We start from the raw sequence: 22699 nt of genomic DNA on the forward strand, positions 1-22699 counted from the left end.
CTCGCCCCCCGGCCAATCAGAACCAGGCGCGAACGCCCGCCACCACGCTGAAGCCGCCGGTGCCCTCGCCCGCGGCGCGGGCATAGCGCGCCGTGTCGCCGAGCCTGCGCTCCCACGACACGCCGACATAGGGCGCGAACTCGCGTTTGATCTCGTAGCGCAGCCGCAGCCCGGCTTCCGCGTCCGTCAGTCCGGACCCCAGGCCGCTGGACGGCACGTCCTGCGCCGACAGGTTCAACTCGACGCGAGGCTGCAGCACGAGCCGCTGGGTGATGCGCTGGTCGTAATAGCCTTCCAGGCGCCCGAACACGTCGCCCTTGTCGGACAGGAACAGCGCGCCTTCGACGTCGAACCAGTAAGGTGCGAGCCCTTCGAAGCCGACCGTGGCGTAGGTGCGGTCCGGGCCGGGCCCGAAGTCCTGGCGGACGCCGGCCTGCAGGTTGAAATAGGGCCCGACGGCCCGGCTGTAGAGCGCCTGCACCTCGCCCTCGGTATTCTCGCGGAACGTCCCTTCGCCCTCGCTCTTGATCGTCAGGCGGTTGATGTCGCCGCCATACCAGAACTCGCCGTCCCACCTGTAGCCGTCACGGCCGTCGCGGAACTGCACCTCGGCAAGGTTCAGCATCAGCTGCGAATACGACATGCCGCCATGCTCGCGGCGCAGTGCCGTCCGCGCGGGTGCCATCGCGTCGCGGCCCCACACGCGATCGGCGTAGTTCGCCTCCGGCGCAGCGGGCGCGGGTGCGTTCCCGGCCGGCAGCGCGGTGCCGCCCTTGCCCATGGGGGCCGAAGAGACGGCAGGCGCGGTCGCCTTGGGGGTGCAGTGACCCTTCGCGGCATGCTCGGGCGGACAATCGGGATCGGTCGCGGCCGCAGGTGCAGGTGCAGCAGCCGCAGCGGGTGCCGACTGTTGCGCCGCCGACGTCTTGGGCGTGCAGTGGCCCATCGCCGCATGCTCGGGCGGGCACGAGGGATCGATCGGTGCCGCACCTGGGGCCGCCGCGGCGGATGATGGCGACGTTGAGGCACGCGGTGCCGGACGCGCAGGCGCCTTGACCGCCGGCTTCGGCTTAGCCTTCGGCTTCGGCCTCGCCTTCGGCGCGGGCTTGGCCGCCGCAGCCTTCGGCTTGGCGGGCACGGGCATCTTGCAATGGCCCATCGCCGCGTGTTCGGGCGTGCACTGGGCGGCCGAAGCCAGCAGCATGGCGCTGAGGACGAGGCTCATTTCGTATCTCCGTCGCGCGGCCGGACGGAGACGACCTGCATCATCCCGGCGTGCATGTGGTAGAGCATGTGGCAGTGGAACGCCCAGTCGCCGACGGCATCGGTGGTGACGTCGAACGTGGCGGTGCCGCCCGGCTGGACCTGGATCGTGTGCTTGCGCGGCGCGAACTCGCCATGACCCGTGACGAGCTCGAAGAAGTGCCCGTGCAGATGGATCGGGTGACCCATCATCGTGTCGTTGACCAGCGTGACGCGCACCCGCTCGTCCTTCAGGAACGGTATCGGCTTCCTGACCTCGCTGAGCTTCTCGCCGTCGAACGCCCACATGTAGCGTTCCATGTTGCCGGTGAGGTGGATGCGCATCGACCGGTCGGGCGCGCGCACGTCCGGGTTGCGGTCGACCGCCATCAGGTCGGTGTAGACCAGAACCTTGTGGCCGACGTCCTCGAGGCCCTGACCCGGCTCGCCCATCCGGTCGACCGGCATCGGCGAAATGGTCTGCACGGTCGGCGTCTTCTTGACCTCCGGCGCGACCGAGAAGTCGCGCATCGAGTGATCCATGCCGCCCGACGCGTGGTCCATCGCGCCCTGCTGACCACCGCCGGTCGCAGCGTCGCCGGTCGGCTTGCAATGGCCCATGGCGGCGTGTTCCGGCGGACATGCCGGTGCCGCCGCGCCTGCCGGCTTGGCGTGGCCCATGGCGGAATGGTCCATGCCCGCCATCGATCCGCCGGAGCCGTGGTCCATGCCGCCCATGCCCATGTCCTTCATGTCGGCGAGCGGTCGGCGGCGCAGCGGCGGGACGGCAGCGGCCATGCCCTCACGCGGCGCGAGGGTGGCGCGCGCCATGCCGGACCGGTCGACGCTTTCGCCGACGATCGTGTAGGCGCGCTCATCGGCGGGCTGGACGATGACGTCGTATGTCTCGGCGACCGCGATCTGCATCTCGTCGACGGCGACGGGGCGGACCGGCAGGCCGTCGGCCTGGACGACCGTCATCTTGAGGCCGGGGATGCGGAAGTTGAAGGTGGTCATAGCCGAAGCGTTGATGATCCGCAGCCGCACCTGCTCGCCGGGGCGGAAGAGGCCGGTCCAGTTGTCGCGCGGGCCGTGGCCGTTGACGAGATAGGTGTAGGTGCTGCCGGTCACGTCGGCGACGTCGGTGGGGTCCATGCGCATGGCGCCCCATTCCAGCCGTTCCTTGGCCGACTGGTCCTTGCCCGCGAGCAGGCCGGCCAGCGTCTGCTTCTGGAAGTTGAAGTAGCCGCCCTGCTGCTTGAGCTTCTTGAAGATGATGTGCGGGTGCATCTGGCTGTGGTCGGACAGCACGATCACGTGCTCGCGGTCCGACTGGATCGGGTCGACGCCCTTGGGGTCGATGACGATCGGGCCGTAGTGGCCGAGCTGCTCCTGCAGGCCCGAATGGCTGTGATACCAGTAGGTGCCCGACTGCACGATCGGGAATTCGTAGGTGAAGGTCGAGCGCGGCTTGATGCCGGGGAAGCTGACGCCGGGCACGCCGTCCATGTGGAACGGCAGGATGAGCCCGTGCCAGTGGATCGAGCTGTCCTCGTCGAGCGCGTTCTCGACGTGCAGCCGCACGTTCTGGCCTTCGCGCAGGCGGATGAGCGGGGCCGGCACCGTGCCGTTGATGCCGATGGCGTGGCTCTCGCGACCGTCGATCATCATCATCTGGTGCGCGATGCGCAGGGTGATGTCCTCGCCCGACACCGTCGGCAGCGGCTTGACGATCCCTGCGGATACCGACTGCGCCCAGGCGGGCATGTAGGCCGCGAGAGCGAGGCCGCCGCCGGTCAGCGTGGCACCGCGCAGAAGCTGGCGGCGATCGATGGTGCGCGTCATGGATGTTCCGGTGTCTGCCATAGGTGGATCTGCCTTCTGATACGCGCCGGACGCCCTTAGCCCTCGATCGTTCCAGCGCCCGTTCGGGCATGCCTCGCCGAAGCGGGGGCGCTCGTCGCACGCCCGGCTGGCGACGGCTGGCGCGGCGCGCTTCAGATCGGTCCGCGACGAGTGGCCGCGCTTCGGCCAGCGCCGCCGCGTCGATGCGAGGCGGATCGGGAGCGCCGTCCCGAGCGCGATCGCGCCGTCAAGCTGACGGCACCTGACTGCCAGTCCGGGGGGAGGGGCGGGGAAGAGCCTTACGAGAAGGAAAAGAGCATGAGCGAACTCGACCTGTCGGGTATCGACCCGCTGCGTCGCGGCGAGGTCAGGCGCCGGATCGGCGTGCTGGACCGCTATCTCGCCATCGAGCGCCCGACGCGCGCCGATGCGGAACGGCATGCCGGCGAGATCGGCATCGGCGTCGCCCAGTTCTACCGGCTGGCCAAGGCCTGGCGCCTCCACCGCAAGCCGCAGATGGTCGGGGCGGGAGAGCGCGGGCGGCCCAGGACGCGGCGCGACGGCGTGCCCGAGAAATCGCGGTCAATCGTGGTCGAGGTCATCGGCGAACTCGGCGCGGATGCGAAGCTGGCCGACCTGCTCCGCGAGGTGGCACGACGATGCGAGGCAGCGGGCACCGTCACGCCCTCGCGCGGCGCCCTGTGGACCTATGTCATGGACGCGCGCGCCACCAGCCCCATCCGGACCAACGAGCCGCGCCGCATCGTGGTTGGACGCGTATGGGCCGAACTGCCCACGTTGCACGGCGACGGCAACATGTTTCCCGAAGTCGCGATCGCGATGCTCCTGCCCGAACGGACGATCATCGGCAGCGACGTCTCACTGGACCCCGGCAAGCGCGGCAGTGCGGCACTGGCGCTCGCCCGAGCGTTCGCGACCATGGGCGACGTCCCCGCCGACCTGCAGGTCGAGGTCTCCGCCGCCGACCGCGAAGAAGTGCTGCCGGTGCACCTCGCGCGTCTCGGCCGCGAACCGCTCCTTGGCGGAAGGTCCACAGGGACGACGATCGCCAGCAACCTGGGCCGCATGGTCGGCGGGCTGCGTATCCTGCACCGGCCGCACACCGCCAACCCGGATCGCCTGCTGGCTGCCCGATCCGTCAAACCGCTGGACGGTGACGCCGCGGCGACCGAGGTGGAACGCGCCATCCGCCGCCACAACGAGGTGATCAGCGGCGATACGGTAGCCGCCGAACCGACCTAGTCGTGCTTGCCGCCCAGCGTCGCCAACGCCTTGTAAAGGTGCGGCGGCGGTTCAGGCGCTCCCGCGCGAGACAGGTCCAGCGCGTCGTTGTGCGCGTCGGCGGCGCGGCGTAGCGCGTCGTATGCGTCAGCCTCGGTCCAGGCGGTCATGTCGCTATTCGCGGCGAGCGCATCGCCCGCCAGGGTGCGCGTGGGCGTGAAGGTCACCTTGCCGAGGCGAGGACCGAGCGTCCTGGCGATCATCCGACCATAGCGTCGCTCGCCGCGCTCAAGGATGAAGTGGGTATCCCTGAACCGGGAATTCAGCTCGTGCATGACGCTCGAGATCCGGTCGATGTCCTCGCCGGCCGTGATGCGCATCACCGAGAACACGTTCGACCAGCGCCACCGCCCGCCCTCGCGTTCGATCGTCCGCAGCGCGTCGTTGGCGGCGCCGTTGTGGCCGCGAATCACCGCCTCGATCGCGCCGACGCCGACGCCCAGCACCGCGCCGGTTCCCGCATCCATGCAGAGGAAGGCGATGTGGGGCCGCCCATCGACACGAGGCAGCGATGTCGCGACGCAATCGGACAGAAGCACCTGACCGAGCGGCATCGAGGAAGCGATCCGCCGCTGCTCCGCCTGCACGATTTCGCGCAGCTTCGTCATGCCGGGGACCTTCGCGCCCTCCGGCAGGCGCGCGAAGCGAACCATCCTGTCGACCAAGGCGCTGGTCGACATGTCGCCGAACAGCAGGACCACCTGGCGAGCGGCATCGCTCAACGCTTCCAGAACGTCGCTGTCGACCTTGGACTTGCGCGCGCCCGCGCGCGCGAAGACGCCGAGCGACGCGAGCGACGGAGTGTCGCGCCATTCGGCGGCGATGCGGTAGAAGCGACTGACGCTCATGTCGCCCGCGAGAGCGGCGGCGGACACGACGTCCAACTCGCCGCGGCCGCCATCCCATTGCCGCAGCGCCGCGAAGCGCGCCAAAGCCCGCGCCCTCTGCGCCGGCGTAAGGCGCCGCCAGACATCCGCCTCGCCGGCCGCACGATCCTGAAAGGCCGCGACCAGCTCCGACGGCAGCGAAACCTCGCGATCGCGGTCCGTTTCCATCCGCGCTCATTAACCATCGAAGGCGCCATTGTCGAATAAAAACGCGAGTTTTTCATTGCCGCATCGTTCAAGTCATATATATGCAACTTCCGAATAAGAATGCGACTGGTTGAGTCGTTGCGGCGTCGGCGACGCTGCCGCTCCGCCACGCAGGTTGTGAAAGGCGTCGCGGATGTTGCGAGACGAACAGCGGAACGGGGATGTAGAAACCGAACAGTCGATGGCTGCCGCGGGTGGCTCGCCAGCCGCGGGTGCACCGAGTGTCCCGACCTCGCGGCTCCCCGTCTTCACCCACGCGCATCCGCTCGCGGGCTGGAGCCCGTCGCGGCGTCCCCCTCGGCATCGGGTGATGCGCGTGCCGCACCGGCACGTCGTCGCCGACCATCTCAACGGGGTGAAGGACCCGGCTCGCTGGGTGCTGATCGGCATCGAGGCCGCGGATGATCTCGGCATGGTGCGCACGGGCATGACCTACGACAAGGACTATGGGACGAGCGCCGGCTTTTTCGAGAAGCCGCAGCGCCTCCAATTCTTTGAGGGGCCGAACGAGCCGGCGGTCGCCGACCATCTGGAAATGTCGCCGCGCTACCTGGACTTCCAGTTCCAGCCGCTCCGGCTGACGTTCCGCCGCGCGGACGGCCGCGTGATCCACAAGTATCCCGACGTCGGGATCGAATACGACGACCACAGCGTCCGGTTCGGCGAGATCAAGTCGGACGACGCGTGGTTCCAAGCGGCAGGCATCCGACGTCCGCTCGAGCGGATCGACATGGCGATGTCGGCCTCGGGCATGGACACGCTGCTCAGAATTAAGGGGACAGTCTTTCGCAGGGACGAGGTGCAGAAGGCGCACGGCATCGCGATGGAGGCCCGCCTGACGACCTTCGATCCGTCGACCGACGGCGGCCGGGCCCGCGCGGCCGTCATGGCCGCCGGCGGCCGGGCCCGCTACGCCGACGTCGTCGCCGCCCTCGGCGGCCACCGCGCGCACGCGGTCGACAAGCTCTACGCGATGCTCATGCGGCGCGTGGTCGACTTCGACCTTTCGTCCGAGCCGACCGCCGACACGCTCGTCACGGCGCCGCGACCCGCGAGCGCGTTCGCGCTCCGCGAGCTGCTCGCGCGCTTCCAGCGGAAGGTCGCCTGATGCCGAGTCCGCTGCGCATCCCCGCCGGCACCGTCTTCGCGCACGACGGCACGCGGATCTCCTTCGTCGAGGAGGTGGACGACTTCGTCCTGCGCTTCGTCATCGAAGGGACCGACGACGAGTTCTTCGTCGAGGCGGCCCCGGGCGTGATGGTGCGACCGACCGTCCAGTGGCTGCTGGACGAGTTCGCGGCGGGGCGTCTGCGCGAGTTCACCGCAAGCGAGGCGACGCTCACCGAATGGCGCGGACGCTATCTCGGCTGGGACCGGACGGCCTGCCTCGCCAAGCAGCCCAAGGCCGTCCGCAAATACGAGCTCGCGCTGGCGGCGCTCGTCCAGGGCAAGCCCAAATCCGCGACGGCGCTCGAGGACTTCGCCAAGGAGATGTATCCGGACGACGAGGTCGCATCGGGCCGCTCGATCATCCGCTGGATGAACAATCTCGAAGCCTTCGGCGAGAAGGTCGGCGTCATGATGAACCGCAGCGGCCGTGAGAAGGGCCGCTCGCCGCTGCCGCGGATCGTCGACCGGCTCGTCCATCAGGCCATGGCGCTGCACTGGTCCGTCGACGCCATCAAGAAGATGGACGCCTATTCGCTGACCGTCGCCGCTTGGCACCGGCTGAAGGACGCGGGTGCCACCGGCATCGGCGACGCTCCGCCGCACAAGAGCACGGTCGTGAACCGCATCAACAAGTGCGAGGACATGGAGGCCTGGACGTCCAAGCACGGGCCGCATGAAGCCAATCGTTATTTCCTCGCCTCGGGCGAGAGCATGCCCATCACCCGTCCGTTCCAGCTCGCCTACATCGACGGCACCGAGTTCGAGCAGGTGTGTCTGTTCTCGGCCGACGCCGAGATCCCCAGCAACAAGATGAAGATCGTGCAGGTCATCGATGCCTGCGCGCTCTTCGCATATCCAACCACGCCCTTCAGCGGACCCTATCGGTCCGAAATGGGGATGTACGCGCTCATGGGTGCGCTCACGCCCCCCGTGCTTACCAAGGAGCAGATGGCGGCCGATCCCATGCGCGTGCTGTTCTTCGGCCGTCAGGGCCTGCTGCGCGGCGACAACGACAAGGCCATCATACCGCCGTCCGCGATCGGAAACCTGGCGAGCGTCATCGGACGCGTCGAACTGGCGAAGAGATACGGGTCGGACGAGAAGTCCAACGTCGAGAACTATTTCGGATGGCTGAAGCACAGGTTGGAAGGCGAACCCGGCACTGTTCTGTCCGCCCGTAGCCGCCGGCGCTCGATCCGCCGCGATCCGATGAAGGAGGCGGCAATGACCCGCGCCAGCTTCGCGCAGAAGCTGGAGGCGCTACGGCTCGAGTGGAACGACACAGCGCACGAGGCCATCGGCTGGCGGAAGCCCAACGACGTCATGCTCGAGTTCATCTCGGCCCAGCGGACCCGCTTCAGCGACCCCAAGGACGTCCGGCGCAACCTCGCGCGAACGGTCCCCGGGGTTCTCACCACCGATGGCGTCGTCCACGACAACATCACCTACAGGTGGAACCGCGAGGGCGTGACGCAGACGCTGTCGAGCAACCTCGCCGCCCAGGCGTTCTCCAAACGGCTGGAAGGCACCGCGCGGTGCGACGTGTGGCTGCGCGTCTTCGACTGGAACCTCGACATCATCGAGATCGTGGACGAGGCCGGCAACGACTTCGTCGAGCTCTGGTCCGACGATCCCGACTACACCCAGTTCCTCACCCGGTTCGAGCACAAGTTCCACCAGTCCTGCGTGATCGCGGGCAGCACCGGCGCGCAGACGGCCGAGCAGAAAGCCCTGCGCCGGGCGGAATCCCTTCAGCAGCAGTGGGAGGATCTGCACAATCTGCCCTATGCCATCGCCAAGAAGGCAGGGGCGGTCCTCGAGCGTGCTGAGGTGCGCGCGAAGGCGCGCAACGTCGCCGACGATCCCGATCTCACCGACTTCTCCGCCTTCATGATCCCGACGGACATAGGCGGCTCGAAGCGAGCGGACGTTCCGCTCGGTCCCACGCAGTCGCGCTCCGCAGACGCACCGGACGACGGCACGGACGCGCGCGCGGACACCAACCGTGGCCCGGCAGGCGACTGGGGCGGACTCGATCCCGCACCCCGATCCAACCTCGACATGCTCGCCGCCGACCAGGAGCAGGAGGACCTGGACGGCGGCATCGACTGGGACGCGGACGATGACCGCCGCTCCGAGAATTCCTCTTCGGGAGATGATGCGTGACCAACGCGAAAAAGGATCCGCTCGGCGTCCAGCCGCCGCCCGTCCGCGGCGATCCCAAGCCGGTGTTCACCGACCCGGCCCGCAACGCGCGGGTCGAGGCGGTCGTGCCGTTCTTCAAGACGAACTACATCGAGCACGAGCCCCAGACCATCGTGGTAGAGCAGCTGCTCAGCTACCTCAAATCCATGCAGTCGCTTCTTGGTGGGCCGATCGACGGCCGCTGCCTGTCCGAGCACAGCAATGCCGGAAAGTCGCGCATGATCGAACATCTCGTTCGCATGGCGGCATTGAGGCGGGCCGAGGCGGGGCTGCCACCCAATCCACACCAGATCCTGTGCATCGAGCTGGACAAGACGACATCGGTCGCCACCTGGCTCCGCCGCATCCTATACGAGATGGGCGACGACCACTGGAACGACCGCAACGCGAAGATCGAGGACCTCGAGGATCGCATCCTCACCATGTCTCGCAGGCTCGGCGTGGAGGGGATCGTCGGTGACGAGGTCCAGCACCTCGATCGCAAGACGACCGACGCCCGACAGGTCACCGACCGCTTCAAGACGTTCCTGAACCGCGGCATCCTGCCGCTCATCCTAGTCGGTGACGAGGACGCGGAGAAGTTCTTCGAGAAGAACGGCAAGTTCGCCTCCCGCCTCGGCACGCCGCTCGAGCTGAGGCCGCTCAATCCCCGTGGCGACGCTCACGACAAGGAACTCTTCCTCACCTTCTGCGAACGCCTCGACCAGTCGATGGTCGAGGGCGGGATCATCGACGAGCTGAGCGGCCTGAACAAGATTGGCTTCCGGACCCAACTCGTGACGGTCAGCAGCGGGCACGTCGGTCGCGTGTGCCGTGTGGTGTGCGAGGCGGCGCAGCACGCGCTGCGTCGCGGATCGCCCGCGATCGAACGGCACGACATGAGCGTCGCGACCCGGGGCTTCGCCATGAAGCTGAAGTGGGTGCTCCACGATCCGTTCTCGAATCGCGGCGGCTCGTGAAGGTCGCCGAGGCCCCGTTCAAGCGCCTGCGGTTCGAATACGATCCCGGGCCCCGCGAAAGCGTGATCGGTGCACTCGCCGCCGCCTGCCGGGAGCACCGACTCCCCAGGATCGCCACCGCGCTCGAAGGCGGCGGCGTCCATGTCGCCAGGATCGGCTTGATACAGTGCGTCCCAACCGACATGCTCGATCGCATCGCGCGCGTCATCCGCACCGAGCCGGCGAACCTTCACACGATCGCCTTCACATGGTCCGACCGACGAGATCGCATCGTTCTGGGCGATCTCGTTGCGCCCAGGTCCGCGTTCGACCTGGAGAGACGCCGCATAAGCCCGGTGTCATTGCGCAAGGGGCCATACCATCGCAGCGACTGGCTCAACCTGCTGCTGCCCTACTGCCCGGAATCCCTCGAACTGCTCGTCGACGCCTGCCCGGATTGCGGACCCCTGGGGTGGCGCTGGACCCGGGGGCTCGACGCCTGCGAAGGCTGCGGCAAGCAGATCGCACCGTCGAAGGCCCCGCCGCTGCCGCTCTATGCGGCCGACGACTACCGCCTCTTCGCCGATCTGATGTCGCGGGATCCGGACGCCGGCGCGAAAGCGGTCGAACAATTGCCCTCGGTCATCCAGTCCTTCTCGCGCACGGCGCTGGTGGGTGTGGCACTGCGCGCGGGGATCGTCGCGACGTCCGGTCGACGAGGAGGGGGCGTCGAGAAGTTGGCGGAGGCAGGGCCGGACGTGGTGGTGAAGGTGGTTGCGACGGGGGCGGCGCTGCTGCGGCGGTGGCCCGCCTCCATGCAGGCGTTCGCCGACAGGCGGCTTGACGCGATCGCCGGCGACGTGGCCGCCTATGAGACCATGCGTCGCGATATCCGATGGATCGCGCAACGTCAGCACATGGAGGAAGGGCGCCTCGTCGCCCTCGCGTTCCCCGACATCGATGGTCGCAAGGTCCAGACCTTCGCGAAGGACACGCGCTACTACACGGCGACGGAGACGAACATCCAACTCTGGACCTCGTCGCAGCAGCTGAAACAGCTTCGCGACGCCAAGGCAGTCCGCTTCGAGGAGTTGCCGGGCGGACAACGCAAGCGCGTGCGGTATGACGCAGACGACGTGGATGCGCTGCGGAACCTGCTTCGCACTTCCACGACCGCGGAATCCGTCGCCGCCCGGTTCGAGATCCCCGTCTACGCCATCAGCCAGATCGCATTCCCCCAGCCGGTCCCGACCGCGAGCGACGGCCCCGACAGCTCGGACACTGCTCTGCTCACGGCCTTGAATCATCCGGGCGTCGTGATCCTCCAGGGTCAGAAGCTGGACGCCACGTCCGTCGAGAATTTCGCTCGCGAACTCGATTCCATCGCCATCCGTCACCAACCGCCCCCGGGGATCATCACGCTGCGGAGCGCGATGATCAGGTATCCGGGTGAAAAGCCCTGGGGTCGCGTGCTGGCGGCATTGCTTGGGAGGCGAATCCCATACTACGTGGCCGGGACCCAGCCGGCGACCGCACGCAGCATTCATGTCGATCCAGCCAGACTGCCCAAGCTCCCGCTCTGCCAGCGCGAGCGGGACGAGGGTTTCCTGAGGTTCACGCACGTGTCCATGCGCGACGCCGGCGAGATCCTCGGCGCCGGCTTCGAGGAAACCGCCGAGGCGATCGCATCGCGCGGCATCGAAATCTCACGCTACGGCAAGGGGAACGGGGTCTCGCGCGAGGCAGTTGACGCGCTGGCCCGCATCATCGCCTTCACCGGCGAGGCCGCCGTCTTCTCCAACCGCAATGCGGTCGGCCTCTACCACGAGCTGAAGCGAGCCGGCGTCGCCCGCCTGCATGGCGGATGGTCTCGCCGTGAACTCGTTGAGCGCGGGCTGGTCAGCCATGCTCGAGCGGGCTGCGGACAGTCGTTGCGAACCAAATGACGAGCTTGCCTCGACGCGCTAGCGCCGGCATTATCTGCAAGGTGCTCGGCGGTTCAGGTCAAGAAACCTGTGACAAAGTTAAAGCGCCGCAGCGCCGGGATTTGTTAGCGTTCGCCGTTACTTAGTTTCGCATTCGCCGATGCGCTTGCCCTCGATGCGGACCTTCTGCGACATCGCCGTCCGGCCGGTCATTTCCATCTGCTGATCGGTCGTGAAGCTTGTCGGGGTGAACGTGCCCGTCGTCTTGCCGGTCATCTGCGTGTCGCCGGGCAATTTGCAGCTGACGTCGCTTTCCATCCTGCCGCCGGCAAAGCTGTTGCTGGCAACGGTGCAGTCCGCGCCCGACTGCTTCAGCATTTCCTCCGGTCCCTTCGCCGCCTGCTCCGGCGTGATGCAGATGGTGTTGGTCTGCGCCGGCGGGTTGGCGGGCATGCCGGCGGGCATGTTCGCCATCTTCAGGTCGCTGACCTGCGTGCGGATCTCCCACTTGCCCGGTTGCAGCTTGGGCGTTTCCGCGCCCGCCCCGGTTTCGGACGACACCACTTGACCGGTCGCCGAATTGCTGGTCAGCGTGGTCGATCCGGTCTTCTGGTCGCCGCAGGCCGTCAGGGCCAGCGCACCCAGCGCTGCCAGGGGGATCAGCTTTTTCATGCAACGCTCTCCTGTTTTCGTTTCGGGGGTAACACTTTAGCCCCCTTCTGCGTTGCGCCCTGCATGAACGAAACCCTTCGTCCCGAACCCCGCCCGTCCCGCCGTACGCCGTGGAGCATCATCGGCATCGCCGCCGCCGGCTTCGTCCTGCTGCTACTGTTCTTCCTCGCCGATCAGGTAGTGCGGGGAAGCAGCTTCGCGTTCGACCGGCAGCTGCTGCTGGCGCTGCGGGGGACCGATGGCGCGCCGGTCGCGTCGGAGAAATTCACGTCGATGGTCCGCGACGTCACCGCGCTCGGCAGTACGACGGTGCTGACCATCGTCGTCGCCTTCGTCGCGCTGCTGCTGGCCAGTACCGGACGGTGGCGGACCGGGCTGCTGATCGCGGCGGCGTGCGCCAGTGGCAGCTGGGCCAATATGCTGTTCAAGCAGGCGGTGTCCCGCGCGCGTCCCGATCTGGTCCCGCACCTGATGGCGGAGACGTCGAACAGTTTCCCCAGCGGCCATGCCGCCAATTCGGCGATCGTGTACCTGACACTGGCGACGCTCGCCTGGCCGCTGTTGCGCCAGCGCGCCGCACGGGCGTTCGCGATGGCGGCCGCGGCATCGCTGGTCGTCGCGATCGGGGTCAGCCGGGTTTATCTGGGCGTGCACTGGCCGAGCGACGTGCTGGCCGGATGGCTGTTCGGGGCGCTGTGGGCGATCGGATGGTGGCGGATCGAACTGCGCGTGCTGGGCGGACGGTAACGACGGAAACCTTTGCGGCGGCGCGAGCGGCGGCGTAACGTTAGCGCAAACAATCAGCGATGGAGGGATGGATGAGCGCGAAATTCCGGGGCGTGGCGGCAACGTTGCTGCTGGTGGCGGGGGCGGCGCAGGCGCAGATCGCGCCGGTCGGCGGGGCGCCGAGCAGCTCGCCCAATTCCGAGGACACGACGCGCAGCGTCACCAGCGACCGCGACCAGCAATTCGCGCTCGACCGTATCCGCGACGAGGCAGGCACGACCGTCGACGCACGCGCGTCGCGGCGCAGCGCCAAGCGGATCGTCGCGGCCAAACCGTCCGACCTGGTCATCGGCGCATCGGTGTTCGACAAGACCGGCGTGCCGCTGGGCACGATCGAGGCGGTGAAGCCGGAGGGCGTGCAGCTGTTGTCGGGCAGCTCGCGGGCGATGGTCCCGGCGGATGTGTTCGGCACGATCCGGGGGCAGCTGGTGCTGAACGTGACCAAGGCCGAGTTCGCGCAGCAGACCGGGGCACGGTAATCGCAGCGGCAGGAGGCGATCGACAAGCGACCGATCATCTCGTCACCCCGGACTTGATCCGGCGTCCTGCTTTTGCGTCGGGCGACTAAGAAGCGGGACCCCGGGTCAAGCCCGGGGTGACGATGAGACGTTATCCTGTGAACCGCGAACCTTGCTTGAGCGGCTGAACGCGGATCTGCTGCGAGCCTCAGTGAAACGGAGTGATGATGTCCGCGCCGTGGCGGGTCGCCTTGTCATAGGCGACGTCGTGCTCGGCGATCGTGCGCACCGCCGCCATGCCGGCGTCCTTGATCCCGTCGCAGCCGGCGGCGTTGATCGCGTCGGCCACCTCGCCGCGATGGTCCCACGCATAGCGGACATGGCCTTCCTCATGCTTCAGCAGCGTGGCGAGGTAGCGGTCGAACTGCGCGCGGACCCTGGCCGGGACGTCGGAGTCGGCGAGGCGGGGAACGGTGACGACCGCTTCGAACCCGATATTGTCGAGCGTCGTGCTGCACGTGCCCGCCGCATCGCGCCGCCAGCGCCAGTTGATGTTCCAGCGGCTGAGCCCGTCGACGCGCTTGCCGTCGTTCGGATCGGTCGGGCGGGCAGCGTCGATCGATCGACGGATCGCGGCCACGCTGCGGCCGGTGACGGCATATTCCTCGACCCGGACATTGGCGATGCCGTCGAACGGGGTGGCGGAGCCTTGCAGCGTCAGCAGCGCGGCGAACAGGGCGGTGGCGGCGGGGGCGGTCGGCATGGGGCGGAGCGTAGCCGGGGCGCGGCGGAAGGCAATGGCGGAGTTAAGGGTGGGCAATGCGCAGTCGGTCCTGGGCATGGCCTCTGCGAACGTCGCTCGCCCAACTGCCACCGCTTCGTACCCCGGCCTTCGCCCGGGTACGGAACAGGCATTTGGGCAGAGGTCTTATCTGAGCCAAGTGAGCTTGGTCATGCCGCGGCAGAGAGCGTGGTCCCATCGGGTAGCCCATTCGGCACGTCGCGGTTCAACAGTTCGGGGCAGCCGTTGCAGTCCACCGCGCTACGGGGCGGGCGGCGAAGGCAAAACCATTGGAGTGGGCTCAGTCGCCCAGTTGCGCGAGCAACGTCTTCGCCGCCAGCGTCTCGGCCTCCTGCTTCGACGTGCCGGTGGCTTCGGCCGCCGCCAGCTTGCCGATGGTTACGCGCACGGTGAAGCGCGGCGCGTGGCCGGGGCCGCTCTTGTCGACGATCGCATATTCGGGCGGACGGCGATTGTTCGCGGCGGCCCATTCCTGCAGCGCCGATTTCGGGTGGCGCGGCACGCGCAGTTGCGCGTCGATCCGCGATCCCCATAGCGTGCGGACCAACGCGCGCGCGGCGTCATGGCCATGGTCGAGATAATAGGCGCCGATCAGCGCCTCCATCACATCGCCCAGCACATTGTCGCTGTCGCCGGCGCCGTCGTCGCGCGCCTGCTTGCCGAGCTTCAGATGCGGGACCACGCCGATGCCGCGCGCGATTTCCGCACAGACGGCACCGGTCACCAACGCGTTGAACCGCTTCGACAGCGCGCCTTCGCTCTCCGAGGGAAAGCGTTCGTAGAGCCATTCGGCGACGGCGAGCCCCAGCACGCGGTCGCCGAGAAATTCGAGCCGCTCATAGGTCGCGCGTGCCGTGCTGCCATGGGTCAGCGCGCGGGCGTAATCGTCGATGCGGGTCGGCGCACGGCCCAGCGCCTGGCCGACCCAGTCGTGCAGGGCGTCGCTCAGAAGCCTTCCCCGATCCGGTGCCACCGCGCGGCCGAGAACCACGTCCACGGCAGCAGCCATTCGGCCGAGCCATCGGTCGAGAAGAAGTTCACGACGGCCTTGCCCTCGATATTCTCCAGCGGGACGATGCCGATGCCGCCGCCTTCGCGTGCCGGGAAGCGGCTGTCGGCGCTGTCGTCGCGATTGTCGCCCATCAGGAACGCATGGCCGGCCGGCACGGTGAACACGCCGGTATCGTCCGCCTCGGTCGTGCCGAGGTCGAGGACGTTGTAGCTCTTGCCGTTCGGCAACGTCTCGCGGAACTGCGGATAGGCGCAGACCGGCTGTTCGGCGACGATCCGCTGGAAGGCATAGTCGCAATTGGTGTTGGGCGATACCGGCGCGACCCAGTCGGCGACGCGCTGCTTCGGGATCGCCTTGCCGTTCAGGAACAGCTGTCCGCCGCGCATCTGTACCGTGTCGCCGGGGATGCCGATCACGCGCTTGATATAGTCCTGCTTCGCGCTCGGCGGCGCCTTGAACACCACCACGTCGCCGCGCGCGGGCGTGCGCGGCAGGATGCGGCCGGGGATCAGCGGGATGCCCCAAGGCAGCGAATAGCGCGAATAGCCGTAGTTCCATTTGGTGATGAACAGATAGTCGCCGATCATCAATCGCGGCTGCATCGATCCCGACGGGATCGAGAAGGGCGAGAACAGGAACGAGCGGATGATGAACACCACGATGGCGAGCTTCAGCAGGAAGACCATCAGGTCCGCCCCTTCCGAACGCTTCGGCTTGGTGGCGGGCGCGGGCGGAGTCGGCGTGGGGGTAGCCGGGGCGGGGTCGAGAGCCATGGACCGTGCCATGCGTGGGGCGGGGCGGGGCGTCAAGTGGGTGGGGGTTTGTCGGGTGATCGGGCAGGAGCCGAGGGAGACCCCAGCTTTCGCTGGGGTGAGGTTTGGGGCAGGGCCGTTTCCCATTTACGTCACCCCAGCGCAGGCTGGGGTCTTTCTCGGCTCAAACGATGTCGTCGAACAAATCCCGCCATTCCGGGTTGGCGTCTGCGATCAACTGGTGCTTCCATTCGGCCCGCCACGCCTTGAGCGCCTTCTCCCGCCGGATAGCGCTTTCGATATCATCATGCTTTTCCGCGAGAACCAGCGTCCTGATACCGTACTTCCGGCAATAGGCAGACCCACTATCCCGCCTGTGCTGCCACACCCGCGCGGCAAGGTCGGCCGTCACCCCGACATAGGTCATGCCGAACCGGCGGTTCGCCATGATGTAGGTCCAGCCCCCGCGCATCGGGCAGGCGTATCGAGATGCTCAGGGAGATGCCAGCCTGCGCCGGCATGACGATAGAAGGGAGTGGACCTGCCCCCTTGGTCCGCTCTAGGGCGACGGCATCCTAACCGACGACATGACGAGGGACGATATGGCGATGCAGGACTGGTCCGCGATCGAGGGGCTTGGCAGCACGAAGCTCACCGAATTGTTCGCAAAGGATCCCGACCGGCTGGCCAAGCTGACCGTCGATGTCGGCGGGCTGCATTTCGATTTCGCCAAGACCCATCTGGACGATGCGGCGATCGACGCGTTCACCGGGCTGGCCGCGACGATGGAGCTGGCGGCGAAGCGCGACGCGCTGTTCGCCGGGCAGGTGGTGAATGTCACCGAAGGGCGCGCTGCGACCCATACCGCCGAGCGCGGCGAGGGTAACCCGGACGATGTCGCACAGGCGCGCGCGTTCCAGTCGCGGATGCGGCAGGTGATCGACGCGATCGAGGCGGATGCGTTCGGGCCGGTACGCCACATCCTGCATGTCGGCATCGGCGGGTCGGCGCTCGGCCCCGACCTGATCTTCGACGCGCTGGGGCGTGACGAGGACAAGTATGACGTGGCGATCGTGTCGAACGTCGACGGCGTGGCGATGGAAGAGGCGGTCAAGGGCTTCGACCCCGCCGCCACGCTGCTGGTCGTCGCGTCCAAGACCTTCACCACGACCGAGACGATGCTGAACGCGGAATCGGCGATGGCGTGGATGCGCGAGGGCGGGGTCGAGGACCCTTATGGCCGCGTGATCGCGCTGACCGCCTCGCCCGACCGCGCGGTGGAATGGGGCGTCGACGAAACCCGCGTGCTGCCGTTCGCCGAGTCGGTCGGCGGGCGCTATTCGCTGTGGTCGACGCTGGGGTTCCCGTTCGCGCTGGCGCTGGGGTTCCAGGCCTATGAGGAACTTCTGGAAGGCGCGGCCGAGATGGATCGGCATTTCCGCTTGAGCGAACCGGCGAAGAATGCGCCGGTGCTGGCGGCCTTTGCCGACCTTTATTATTCGCAGGTGAAGGGTTGCGAGACGCGGGCGACGTTTGCCTATGACGAGCGGTTGCGGTTGCTGCCGTCCTATCTCCAGCAGCTTGAGATGGAATCGAACGGCAAGTCGGTGACGGCGGCCGGCGAGCCGCTGGGGCGCAATTCGGCGGCGATCACCTGGGGCGGGGTCGGCACCGATGCCCAGCATGCGGTGTTCCAGCTGCTGCATCAGGGTACGCGCATCGTGCCGCTGGAATTCGTCGCGGTGGTCGAGGCGGGCGACACCCTCGACCCGGCGCATCACCGGCAGCTGCTGCTTAACGCCTTTGCGCAGGGGGCGGCGCTGATGGCGGGGAAGGCCAATGCCGATCCGGCGCGCGCCTATGCCGGCGACCGGCCGTCGTCGACGATCCTGCTGAAGGATTTGGACCCGCGCACGCTGGGGGCGCTGATCGCGTTCTATGAGGCGCGGACGTTCGTGAATGCCGCGTTGCTGGGCATCAACCCGTTCGACCAGTTCGGTGTCGAGCTGGGCAAGGAAATGGCGAAGGCAGCCGATCAGGGTGGTCAGACGTTCGATGCGTCGACCAACGACCTTCTGGCACGGGCAGGACTTGCATGAGCGATTACGACTACGACCTCTTCGTCATCGGCGCGGGATCGGGCGGCACCCGCGCCGCCCGCGTGTCGGCGGCGCATGGCGCGAAGGTGGCGGTGGCGGAGGAGTATCGCGTCGGCGGCACCTGCGTCATCCGCGGCTGCGTGCCGAAGAAGCTGCTGGTGTACGGCGCTCATTTCGCCGAGGATCTGCGCGATGCGAAGGCGTTCGGCTGGGACGTGCCGCCGCAATGCGACTTTTCCTGGCCGCGGCTGCGCGACAATGTGCTGAGCGAGGTCGACCGGATCAACGGCGCGTACACCAGCACGCTGGAGAATCACGGCGTCGACATCATTCACGAACGCGCGACCGTGACCGGTCCGCATTCGGTCAAGCTGGCGGGCGGGCGCGAGGTGACGGCCGAGCGCATCCTGATCGCGGTCGGGGCCAAGCCGGCGGTGCCGTCCTGTCCGGGGGCGGAGCATGGCATCACTTCGAACGAGGCGTTCCATCTGGATGCGATCCCGAAGCGGGTGCTGATCGCCGGCGCGGGCTATATCGCCAACGAGTTCGCGGGCGTGTTCCACCAGTTCGGCGCGCATGTCATCCTGATCAACCGCACCGACGTCATCCTGCGCGGCTATGACGAATCGATCCGCGACCGGCTGCTGCAGATTTCGATGACCAAGGGCATCGAGTTCCGCTTCCACGCCGAGTTCGAGGGGATCGAGAAGGGCGACGATGGCTGCCTGACCGTCAAGATGTCGGGGCATGAGCCGGTGACGGTCGACATGGTGATGTTCGCGACTGGGCGCGTGCCGAACACCGAGGGGCTGGGGCTGGAGAGCGCGGGCGTCGAGCTGGACGACAAGGGCGCGGTGAAGGTCGATGACAAGGCGCAATCGACCTGCCCGTCCATCTATGCGGTCGGCGACGTCACCAACCGGGTGCAGCTGACCCCGGTCGCGATCCGCGAAGGCCAGGCGTTCGCCGACCGCACCTATGGCGGCAAGGACGTGACGGTCGATTACGACTGTATCCCGAGCGCGGTGTTCAGCCATCCGCCGATGGCGGGCGTCGGCATGACCGAGGGCGAGGCGAAGACCACGCTGGGCTCGGTCAAGGTGTACCTGTCCGACTTCCGCCCGATGAAGAACGTGCTGGCCGGCCGCAACGAACGCGCGCTGTACAAGATGATCTGCGAGGAGACGACCGGGCGGATCGTGGGCCTGCACATGATCGGGCCGGACGCGCCGGAGATTTTGCAGGCGGCAGCGATCGCGGTGAAGGCCGGGCTGACCAAGGATCAGTTCGACCAGACGGTCGCGCTGCATCCGACCATGGCGGAAGAGCTGGTGCTGATGAAGTAGGGTGCTGGCCGCAAACGTCACCCCGGCGCAGGCTGGGTCTCCCGCGACGATACGCGCGCTCCCTTACCGGGAGATCCCAGCCTTCGCTGGGATGACGTTTCCCTTCTGGCCTCTTAGCCTTCCGCGAGAATCACATCCGCCTCGCTGGTCGCCGAACCCCCAACGCGCTCGCCGATGGTCGCGGTCACCGCGACGTTCATCGTCACATTGCCCAGCGTCCGCACGATATCCGGCATCGTCTCCACCGCGACCAGCAGCGCCAGCGGTTCGACCGGCACCCCCATCGCCACCGCGATCGGCGCGATCGAGGACACGAAGCTGATCTGCCCCGGCAGGCTGGCCGCGCCCATCGTCGTGATCGCGCCCGCCGCGATCCCCGCCGCGATCTGCCCCGCCCCCAGCGGCACGCCGAACACATGCGCGACATAGAGCGCGACGCCGAGGTTCATCGCCGGTCCCGTCGCACGGAACAGCGCCACCGCCATCGGCAGCACCACGCCCGACGTCGCCACCGGCACGCCGACATCGCCCGCCCCCTTCAGCATCGCCGGCAGCGAGGCGAGCGAGCTTTGCGTCGAGATCGCGACCGCCTGTGCCGGTGCCGTCGCCTTCAGGAAACGGCCGATCGGCACGCGTCCGCCGATCCGCGCCAGCGGGTAGGCGAGCAGCCAGACGCCCATCCCGACGCTCATCAGTACCAGCACATAATGGACCAGCGCGCCGAACGCCGCCGTGCCCGCCCGCGCGCCGACGACATAGCCTAGGGCGAACACGCCGATCGGCCCCAGCCACAGCACCCAGTTGATGACGATCAGCATCGTGTCGGCAATCGCCTGGAACAGCCGCACCAGCACCGAGCGATTGTCCTGCGGCAGGCGCGTCAGCGCAAAGCCGAAGACGAGCGTGAACAGGATCAGCGGCAGGAACTGGTCGTTCGCCGCCGCCGATACCGGATTGGTCGGCACGATCGCGACGAGGAAGTCGGTGAACGGCGGCACCTTCGCGGCCGGCGCAGCCGTGCCGAAGGTCGAGCGCAACGCTTCGGCGGCGGTTTGCCCCAGCGGGAACAGGTCGAGCAGCGTCAGCGTGAACAGCGCGCCCAGCGCCGACGACGTCCACAGGATGACGATGAACAGCAGCAGCGACCGGGTGGCGATCCGCCCGGCGCGCGCCGCCTCCGCCGTCTGGGCGATGCCGGTGATGAGCAGCGCGACGACCAGCGGCACGATGGTCATGCGCAGCGCGTTCAGCCACGCCGTACCGATCGGTTCGGCGATGGCGATGCCCGACAGGGCGGTGTCCGGCGACTGTCCCGCCAGGAAAACGCCCAGCGCCAGCCCCGCACCCAGTCCCGCCAATATTCGTGTCGCCTGCGACATGCTCGCCCTTTTGCAAAAGTGGCGGTAATACCCCGCCCAACCGAACGCTCAACCTGAAGGCGTATGTGACGATGGCAAGGAAATATTTCGGCACCGACGGGATTCGCGGGCTGACCAACACCAAGCCGATGACCGCCGAGATGGCGATGCGCATCGGCATGGCGGCAGGCGCGCACTTCCGCCGGGGCGATCACCGGCACCGCGTGGTGATCGGCAAGGACACGCGCCTGTCGGGCTATATGCTCGAAAATGCGATGGTCGCGGGGTTCACTTCGGTCGGCATGGACGTGGTGCTGGTCGGCCCGCTGCCGACCCCGGCGGTGGCGATGCTGACCCATTCGATGCGCGCCGATATGGGCGTGATGATCTCCGCCAGCCACAACCCGTATCAGGACAATGGCATCAAGCTGTTCGGCCCGGACGGCTACAAGCTGTCCGATGCCGACGAACTGGCGATCGAGGAACTGATCGACAGCGAGATCGAGCTGTCGGCGCCGGGTGATATCGGACGCGCCAACCGGATCGAGGACGCGCGCGGACGCTATATCCACTTCGCCAAGTCGACCTTTCCCGAAAACCTGCGATTGGACGGCATGAAGCTGGTCGTCGATTGCGCCAATGGCGCGGCGTACAATGTCGCCCCCTCGGCGCTATGGGAACTGGGCGCGGAGGTCATCGCGATCGGCGTGACCCCCAATGGCAAGAACATCAACGACCGCGTCGGATCGACCGCGCCGCAGACGCTGTCGGAAACGGTCGTCGCATCGGGCGCGCAGGTCGGCATCGCGCTGGACGGTGACGCCGACCGGCTGATCGTGGTCGACGAAGCGGGCAAGGTGATCGACGGCGATCAGCTGATGGCGACCATCGCCGCCAGCTGGGCGCGCGCCGGAAGGTTGAAGGGCGGCGGCCTCGTCGCCACCGTCATGTCGAACCTGGGGCTGGAGCGGCATCTGGCGGCGCAGGGGCTGGGACTGGTGCGCACCGCCGTCGGCGATCGCCACGTCCTCGAAAAGATGCGGACGTCGGGCTATAATGTCGGGGGGGAACAGTCGGGGCATATCATCCTGTCCGACTATGCGACGACCGGCGACGGGCTGGTCGCGGCATTGCAGGTGCTGGCGGAAATCCAGCGATCGGGCGCACCGGCCAGCGAAGTGCTGCACCGCTTCGACCCGCTGCCGCAGCTGCTCAAGAATGTGCGCTTCGCCGGGGGCAAGCCGCTCGACGATCCGCGGGTGAAGGATGTCGTTGCCGGCGTCGAGGCGGAACTGGCCGGGCGCGGACGGCTGGTGCTGCGCGCGTCGGGCACCGAACCGGTGATCCGGGTGATGGCGGAGGGCGAGGACGCCGCCCATGTCGAACAGGTGGTCGACCGCATCTGCGACGCGGTGCGGCAGGCGGCGGCCTGATGCTGGCAATGAAGCCGGCATGCGAGCGATGCGACGCGCCGCTGCCGGCGGCAGCGCATGGCGCGTTCATCTGCTCGCACGAATGCACCTTCTGCGCGGATTGTGCGGATGACCTCGATGAGGTGTGTCCGAACTGTCGCGGCGAGTTGGTGGATCGGCCGACGCGGCGCAAATAGATCCTCCCCGCTGCGCGGGGAGGGGGAGCGTCCGAAGGACGGTGGAGGGGGTTGGCCGCGCAACGCAACCGTTCCGTATGCCGA

20 protein-coding genes are annotated in these 22699 nt (G+C 67.7%); 11 read left to right on the plus strand and 9 right to left on the minus strand.

Annotation, left to right across the window (positions count from 1 at the left end):
- Positions 1-16: 16 nt before the first annotated feature.
- Both PPZ50_RS08025 and PPZ50_RS08030 read right to left on the minus strand, forming a co-directional pair.
- A complete protein-coding gene (locus PPZ50_RS08025; protein WP_084401169.1) occupies positions 17-1225 on the minus strand; it encodes a copper resistance protein B in 1209 nt (402 codons plus the stop codon).
- The gene (locus PPZ50_RS08030; RefSeq protein WP_066686861.1) at positions 1222-3087 is read right to left on the minus strand and encodes a copper resistance system multicopper oxidase; all 1866 of its coding nucleotides are present in this window, start codon (positions 3085-3087) and stop codon (positions 1222-1224) included. Before PPZ50_RS08030 ends, PPZ50_RS08025 begins: the two co-directional genes overlap by 4 nt.
- Positions 3088-3405: 318 nt before the next feature.
- On the opposite strand from PPZ50_RS08030, the gene PPZ50_RS08035 reads away from it, so the two are divergent.
- Entirely contained in the window at positions 3406-4350 is a 945-nt protein-coding gene (locus PPZ50_RS08035; protein WP_066686863.1) for a hypothetical protein, read from the plus strand.
- Here the strand turns inward: PPZ50_RS08035 and PPZ50_RS08040 are convergent.
- Positions 4347-5444 carry a hypothetical protein gene (locus PPZ50_RS08040; RefSeq protein ID WP_066686865.1) on the minus strand — a complete coding sequence of 366 codons (1098 nt, stop codon included), beginning with the start codon at positions 5442-5444 and terminating at the stop codon, positions 4347-4349. The genes PPZ50_RS08035 and PPZ50_RS08040 overlap by 4 nt on opposite strands.
- A gap of 349 nt (positions 5445-5793) precedes the next feature.
- Here PPZ50_RS08040 and PPZ50_RS08045 point away from each other — a divergent pair, with 349 nt between their 5' ends.
- The 4 genes from PPZ50_RS08045 to PPZ50_RS08060 are packed head-to-tail and all read left to right on the plus strand — an operon-like array spanning position 5794 to position 11742.
- Positions 5794-6591 carry a hypothetical protein gene (locus PPZ50_RS08045; protein ID WP_066686868.1) on the plus strand — a complete coding sequence of 266 codons (798 nt, stop codon included), beginning with the start codon at positions 5794-5796 and terminating at the stop codon, positions 6589-6591.
- A complete protein-coding gene (locus tag PPZ50_RS08050; RefSeq protein ID WP_066686869.1) occupies positions 6591-8819 on the plus strand; it encodes a hypothetical protein in 2229 nt (742 codons plus the stop codon). The genes PPZ50_RS08045 and PPZ50_RS08050 overlap by 1 nt, the downstream gene beginning before the upstream one ends.
- The gene (locus PPZ50_RS08055; protein WP_066686872.1) at positions 8816-9817 is read left to right on the plus strand and encodes a TniB family NTP-binding protein; all 1002 of its coding nucleotides are present in this window, start codon (positions 8816-8818) and stop codon (positions 9815-9817) included. The genes PPZ50_RS08050 and PPZ50_RS08055 overlap by 4 nt, the downstream gene beginning before the upstream one ends.
- Positions 9814-11742, plus strand: a complete 1929-nt coding sequence (locus PPZ50_RS08060; protein WP_272815793.1) for a hypothetical protein — start codon at positions 9814-9816, stop codon at positions 11740-11742. The genes PPZ50_RS08055 and PPZ50_RS08060 overlap by 4 nt, the downstream gene beginning before the upstream one ends.
- Before the next feature lie 117 nt (positions 11743-11859).
- Here PPZ50_RS08060 and PPZ50_RS08065 read toward each other — a convergent pair whose 3' ends face one another.
- On the minus strand, positions 11860-12393 hold the full coding sequence (locus tag PPZ50_RS08065; RefSeq protein WP_066686878.1) for a DUF3617 domain-containing protein: 534 nt from the start codon (positions 12391-12393) through the stop codon (positions 11860-11862).
- Positions 12394-12456: 63 nt separating this feature from the next.
- Here PPZ50_RS08065 and PPZ50_RS08070 point away from each other — a divergent pair, with 63 nt between their 5' ends.
- Positions 12457-13140 (plus strand): phosphatase PAP2 family protein, encoded by a 684-nt coding sequence (locus tag PPZ50_RS08070; protein WP_066686881.1) that lies wholly within the window; start codon positions 12457-12459, stop codon positions 13138-13140.
- Positions 13141-13211: 71 nt separating this feature from the next.
- Entirely contained in the window at positions 13212-13658 is a 447-nt protein-coding gene (locus PPZ50_RS08075) for a hypothetical protein (protein WP_126012564.1), read from the plus strand.
- A 187-nt stretch (positions 13659-13845) separates the two neighbouring features.
- Here the strand turns inward: PPZ50_RS08075 and PPZ50_RS08080 are convergent, their stop codons facing one another.
- From PPZ50_RS08080 to PPZ50_RS08095, 4 genes are all read right to left on the minus strand, one after another.
- Positions 13846-14400, minus strand: coding sequence for a DUF922 domain-containing protein (locus PPZ50_RS08080; protein WP_066686885.1), 555 nt, complete (start codon positions 14398-14400; stop codon positions 13846-13848).
- A 319-nt stretch (positions 14401-14719) separates the two neighbouring features.
- Entirely contained in the window at positions 14720-15448 is a 729-nt protein-coding gene (rnc, locus tag PPZ50_RS08085; protein WP_198158466.1) for a ribonuclease III, read from the minus strand.
- Positions 15385-16224, minus strand: a complete 840-nt coding sequence (gene lepB / locus PPZ50_RS08090) for a signal peptidase I (protein ID WP_126012558.1) — start codon at positions 16222-16224, stop codon at positions 15385-15387. Before lepB ends, rnc begins: the two co-directional genes overlap by 64 nt.
- 163 nt (positions 16225-16387) lie before the next feature.
- A complete protein-coding gene (locus PPZ50_RS08095; protein WP_066686898.1) occupies positions 16388-16675 on the minus strand; it encodes a GIY-YIG nuclease family protein in 288 nt (95 codons plus the stop codon).
- Positions 16676-16790: 115 nt separating this feature from the next.
- On the opposite strand from PPZ50_RS08095, the gene pgi reads away from it, so the two are divergent.
- Both pgi and gorA read left to right on the plus strand, forming a co-directional pair.
- Complete coding sequence (gene pgi / locus PPZ50_RS08100) at positions 16791-18302, plus strand: glucose-6-phosphate isomerase (protein ID WP_420038482.1); 1512 nt, start codon at positions 16791-16793, stop codon at positions 18300-18302.
- Positions 18299-19648 (plus strand): glutathione-disulfide reductase, encoded by a 1350-nt coding sequence (gene gorA / locus PPZ50_RS08105; RefSeq protein ID WP_066686911.1) that lies wholly within the window; start codon positions 18299-18301, stop codon positions 19646-19648. Before pgi ends, gorA begins: the two co-directional genes overlap by 4 nt.
- Before the next feature lie 113 nt (positions 19649-19761).
- Here the strand turns inward: gorA and PPZ50_RS08110 are convergent, their stop codons facing one another.
- On the minus strand, positions 19762-21027 hold the full coding sequence (locus PPZ50_RS08110) for a dicarboxylate/amino acid:cation symporter (RefSeq protein ID WP_066686913.1): 1266 nt from the start codon (positions 21025-21027) through the stop codon (positions 19762-19764).
- 71 nt (positions 21028-21098) lie between these two features.
- Between PPZ50_RS08110 and glmM the strand changes: the two genes are divergently transcribed.
- Positions 21099-22439, plus strand: coding sequence for a phosphoglucosamine mutase (gene glmM, locus PPZ50_RS08115; protein ID WP_066686914.1), 1341 nt, complete (start codon positions 21099-21101; stop codon positions 22437-22439).
- Complete coding sequence (locus PPZ50_RS08120) at positions 22439-22615, plus strand: DUF1272 domain-containing protein (RefSeq protein ID WP_084401176.1); 177 nt, start codon at positions 22439-22441, stop codon at positions 22613-22615. The genes glmM and PPZ50_RS08120 overlap by 1 nt, the downstream gene beginning before the upstream one ends.
- Positions 22616-22699 lie beyond the last annotated feature (84 nt).

Source organism: Sphingomonas hankookensis, assembly GCF_028551275.1.
Taxonomy (GTDB): Bacteria; Pseudomonadota; Alphaproteobacteria; order Sphingomonadales; family Sphingomonadaceae; genus Sphingomonas; species Sphingomonas hankookensis_A.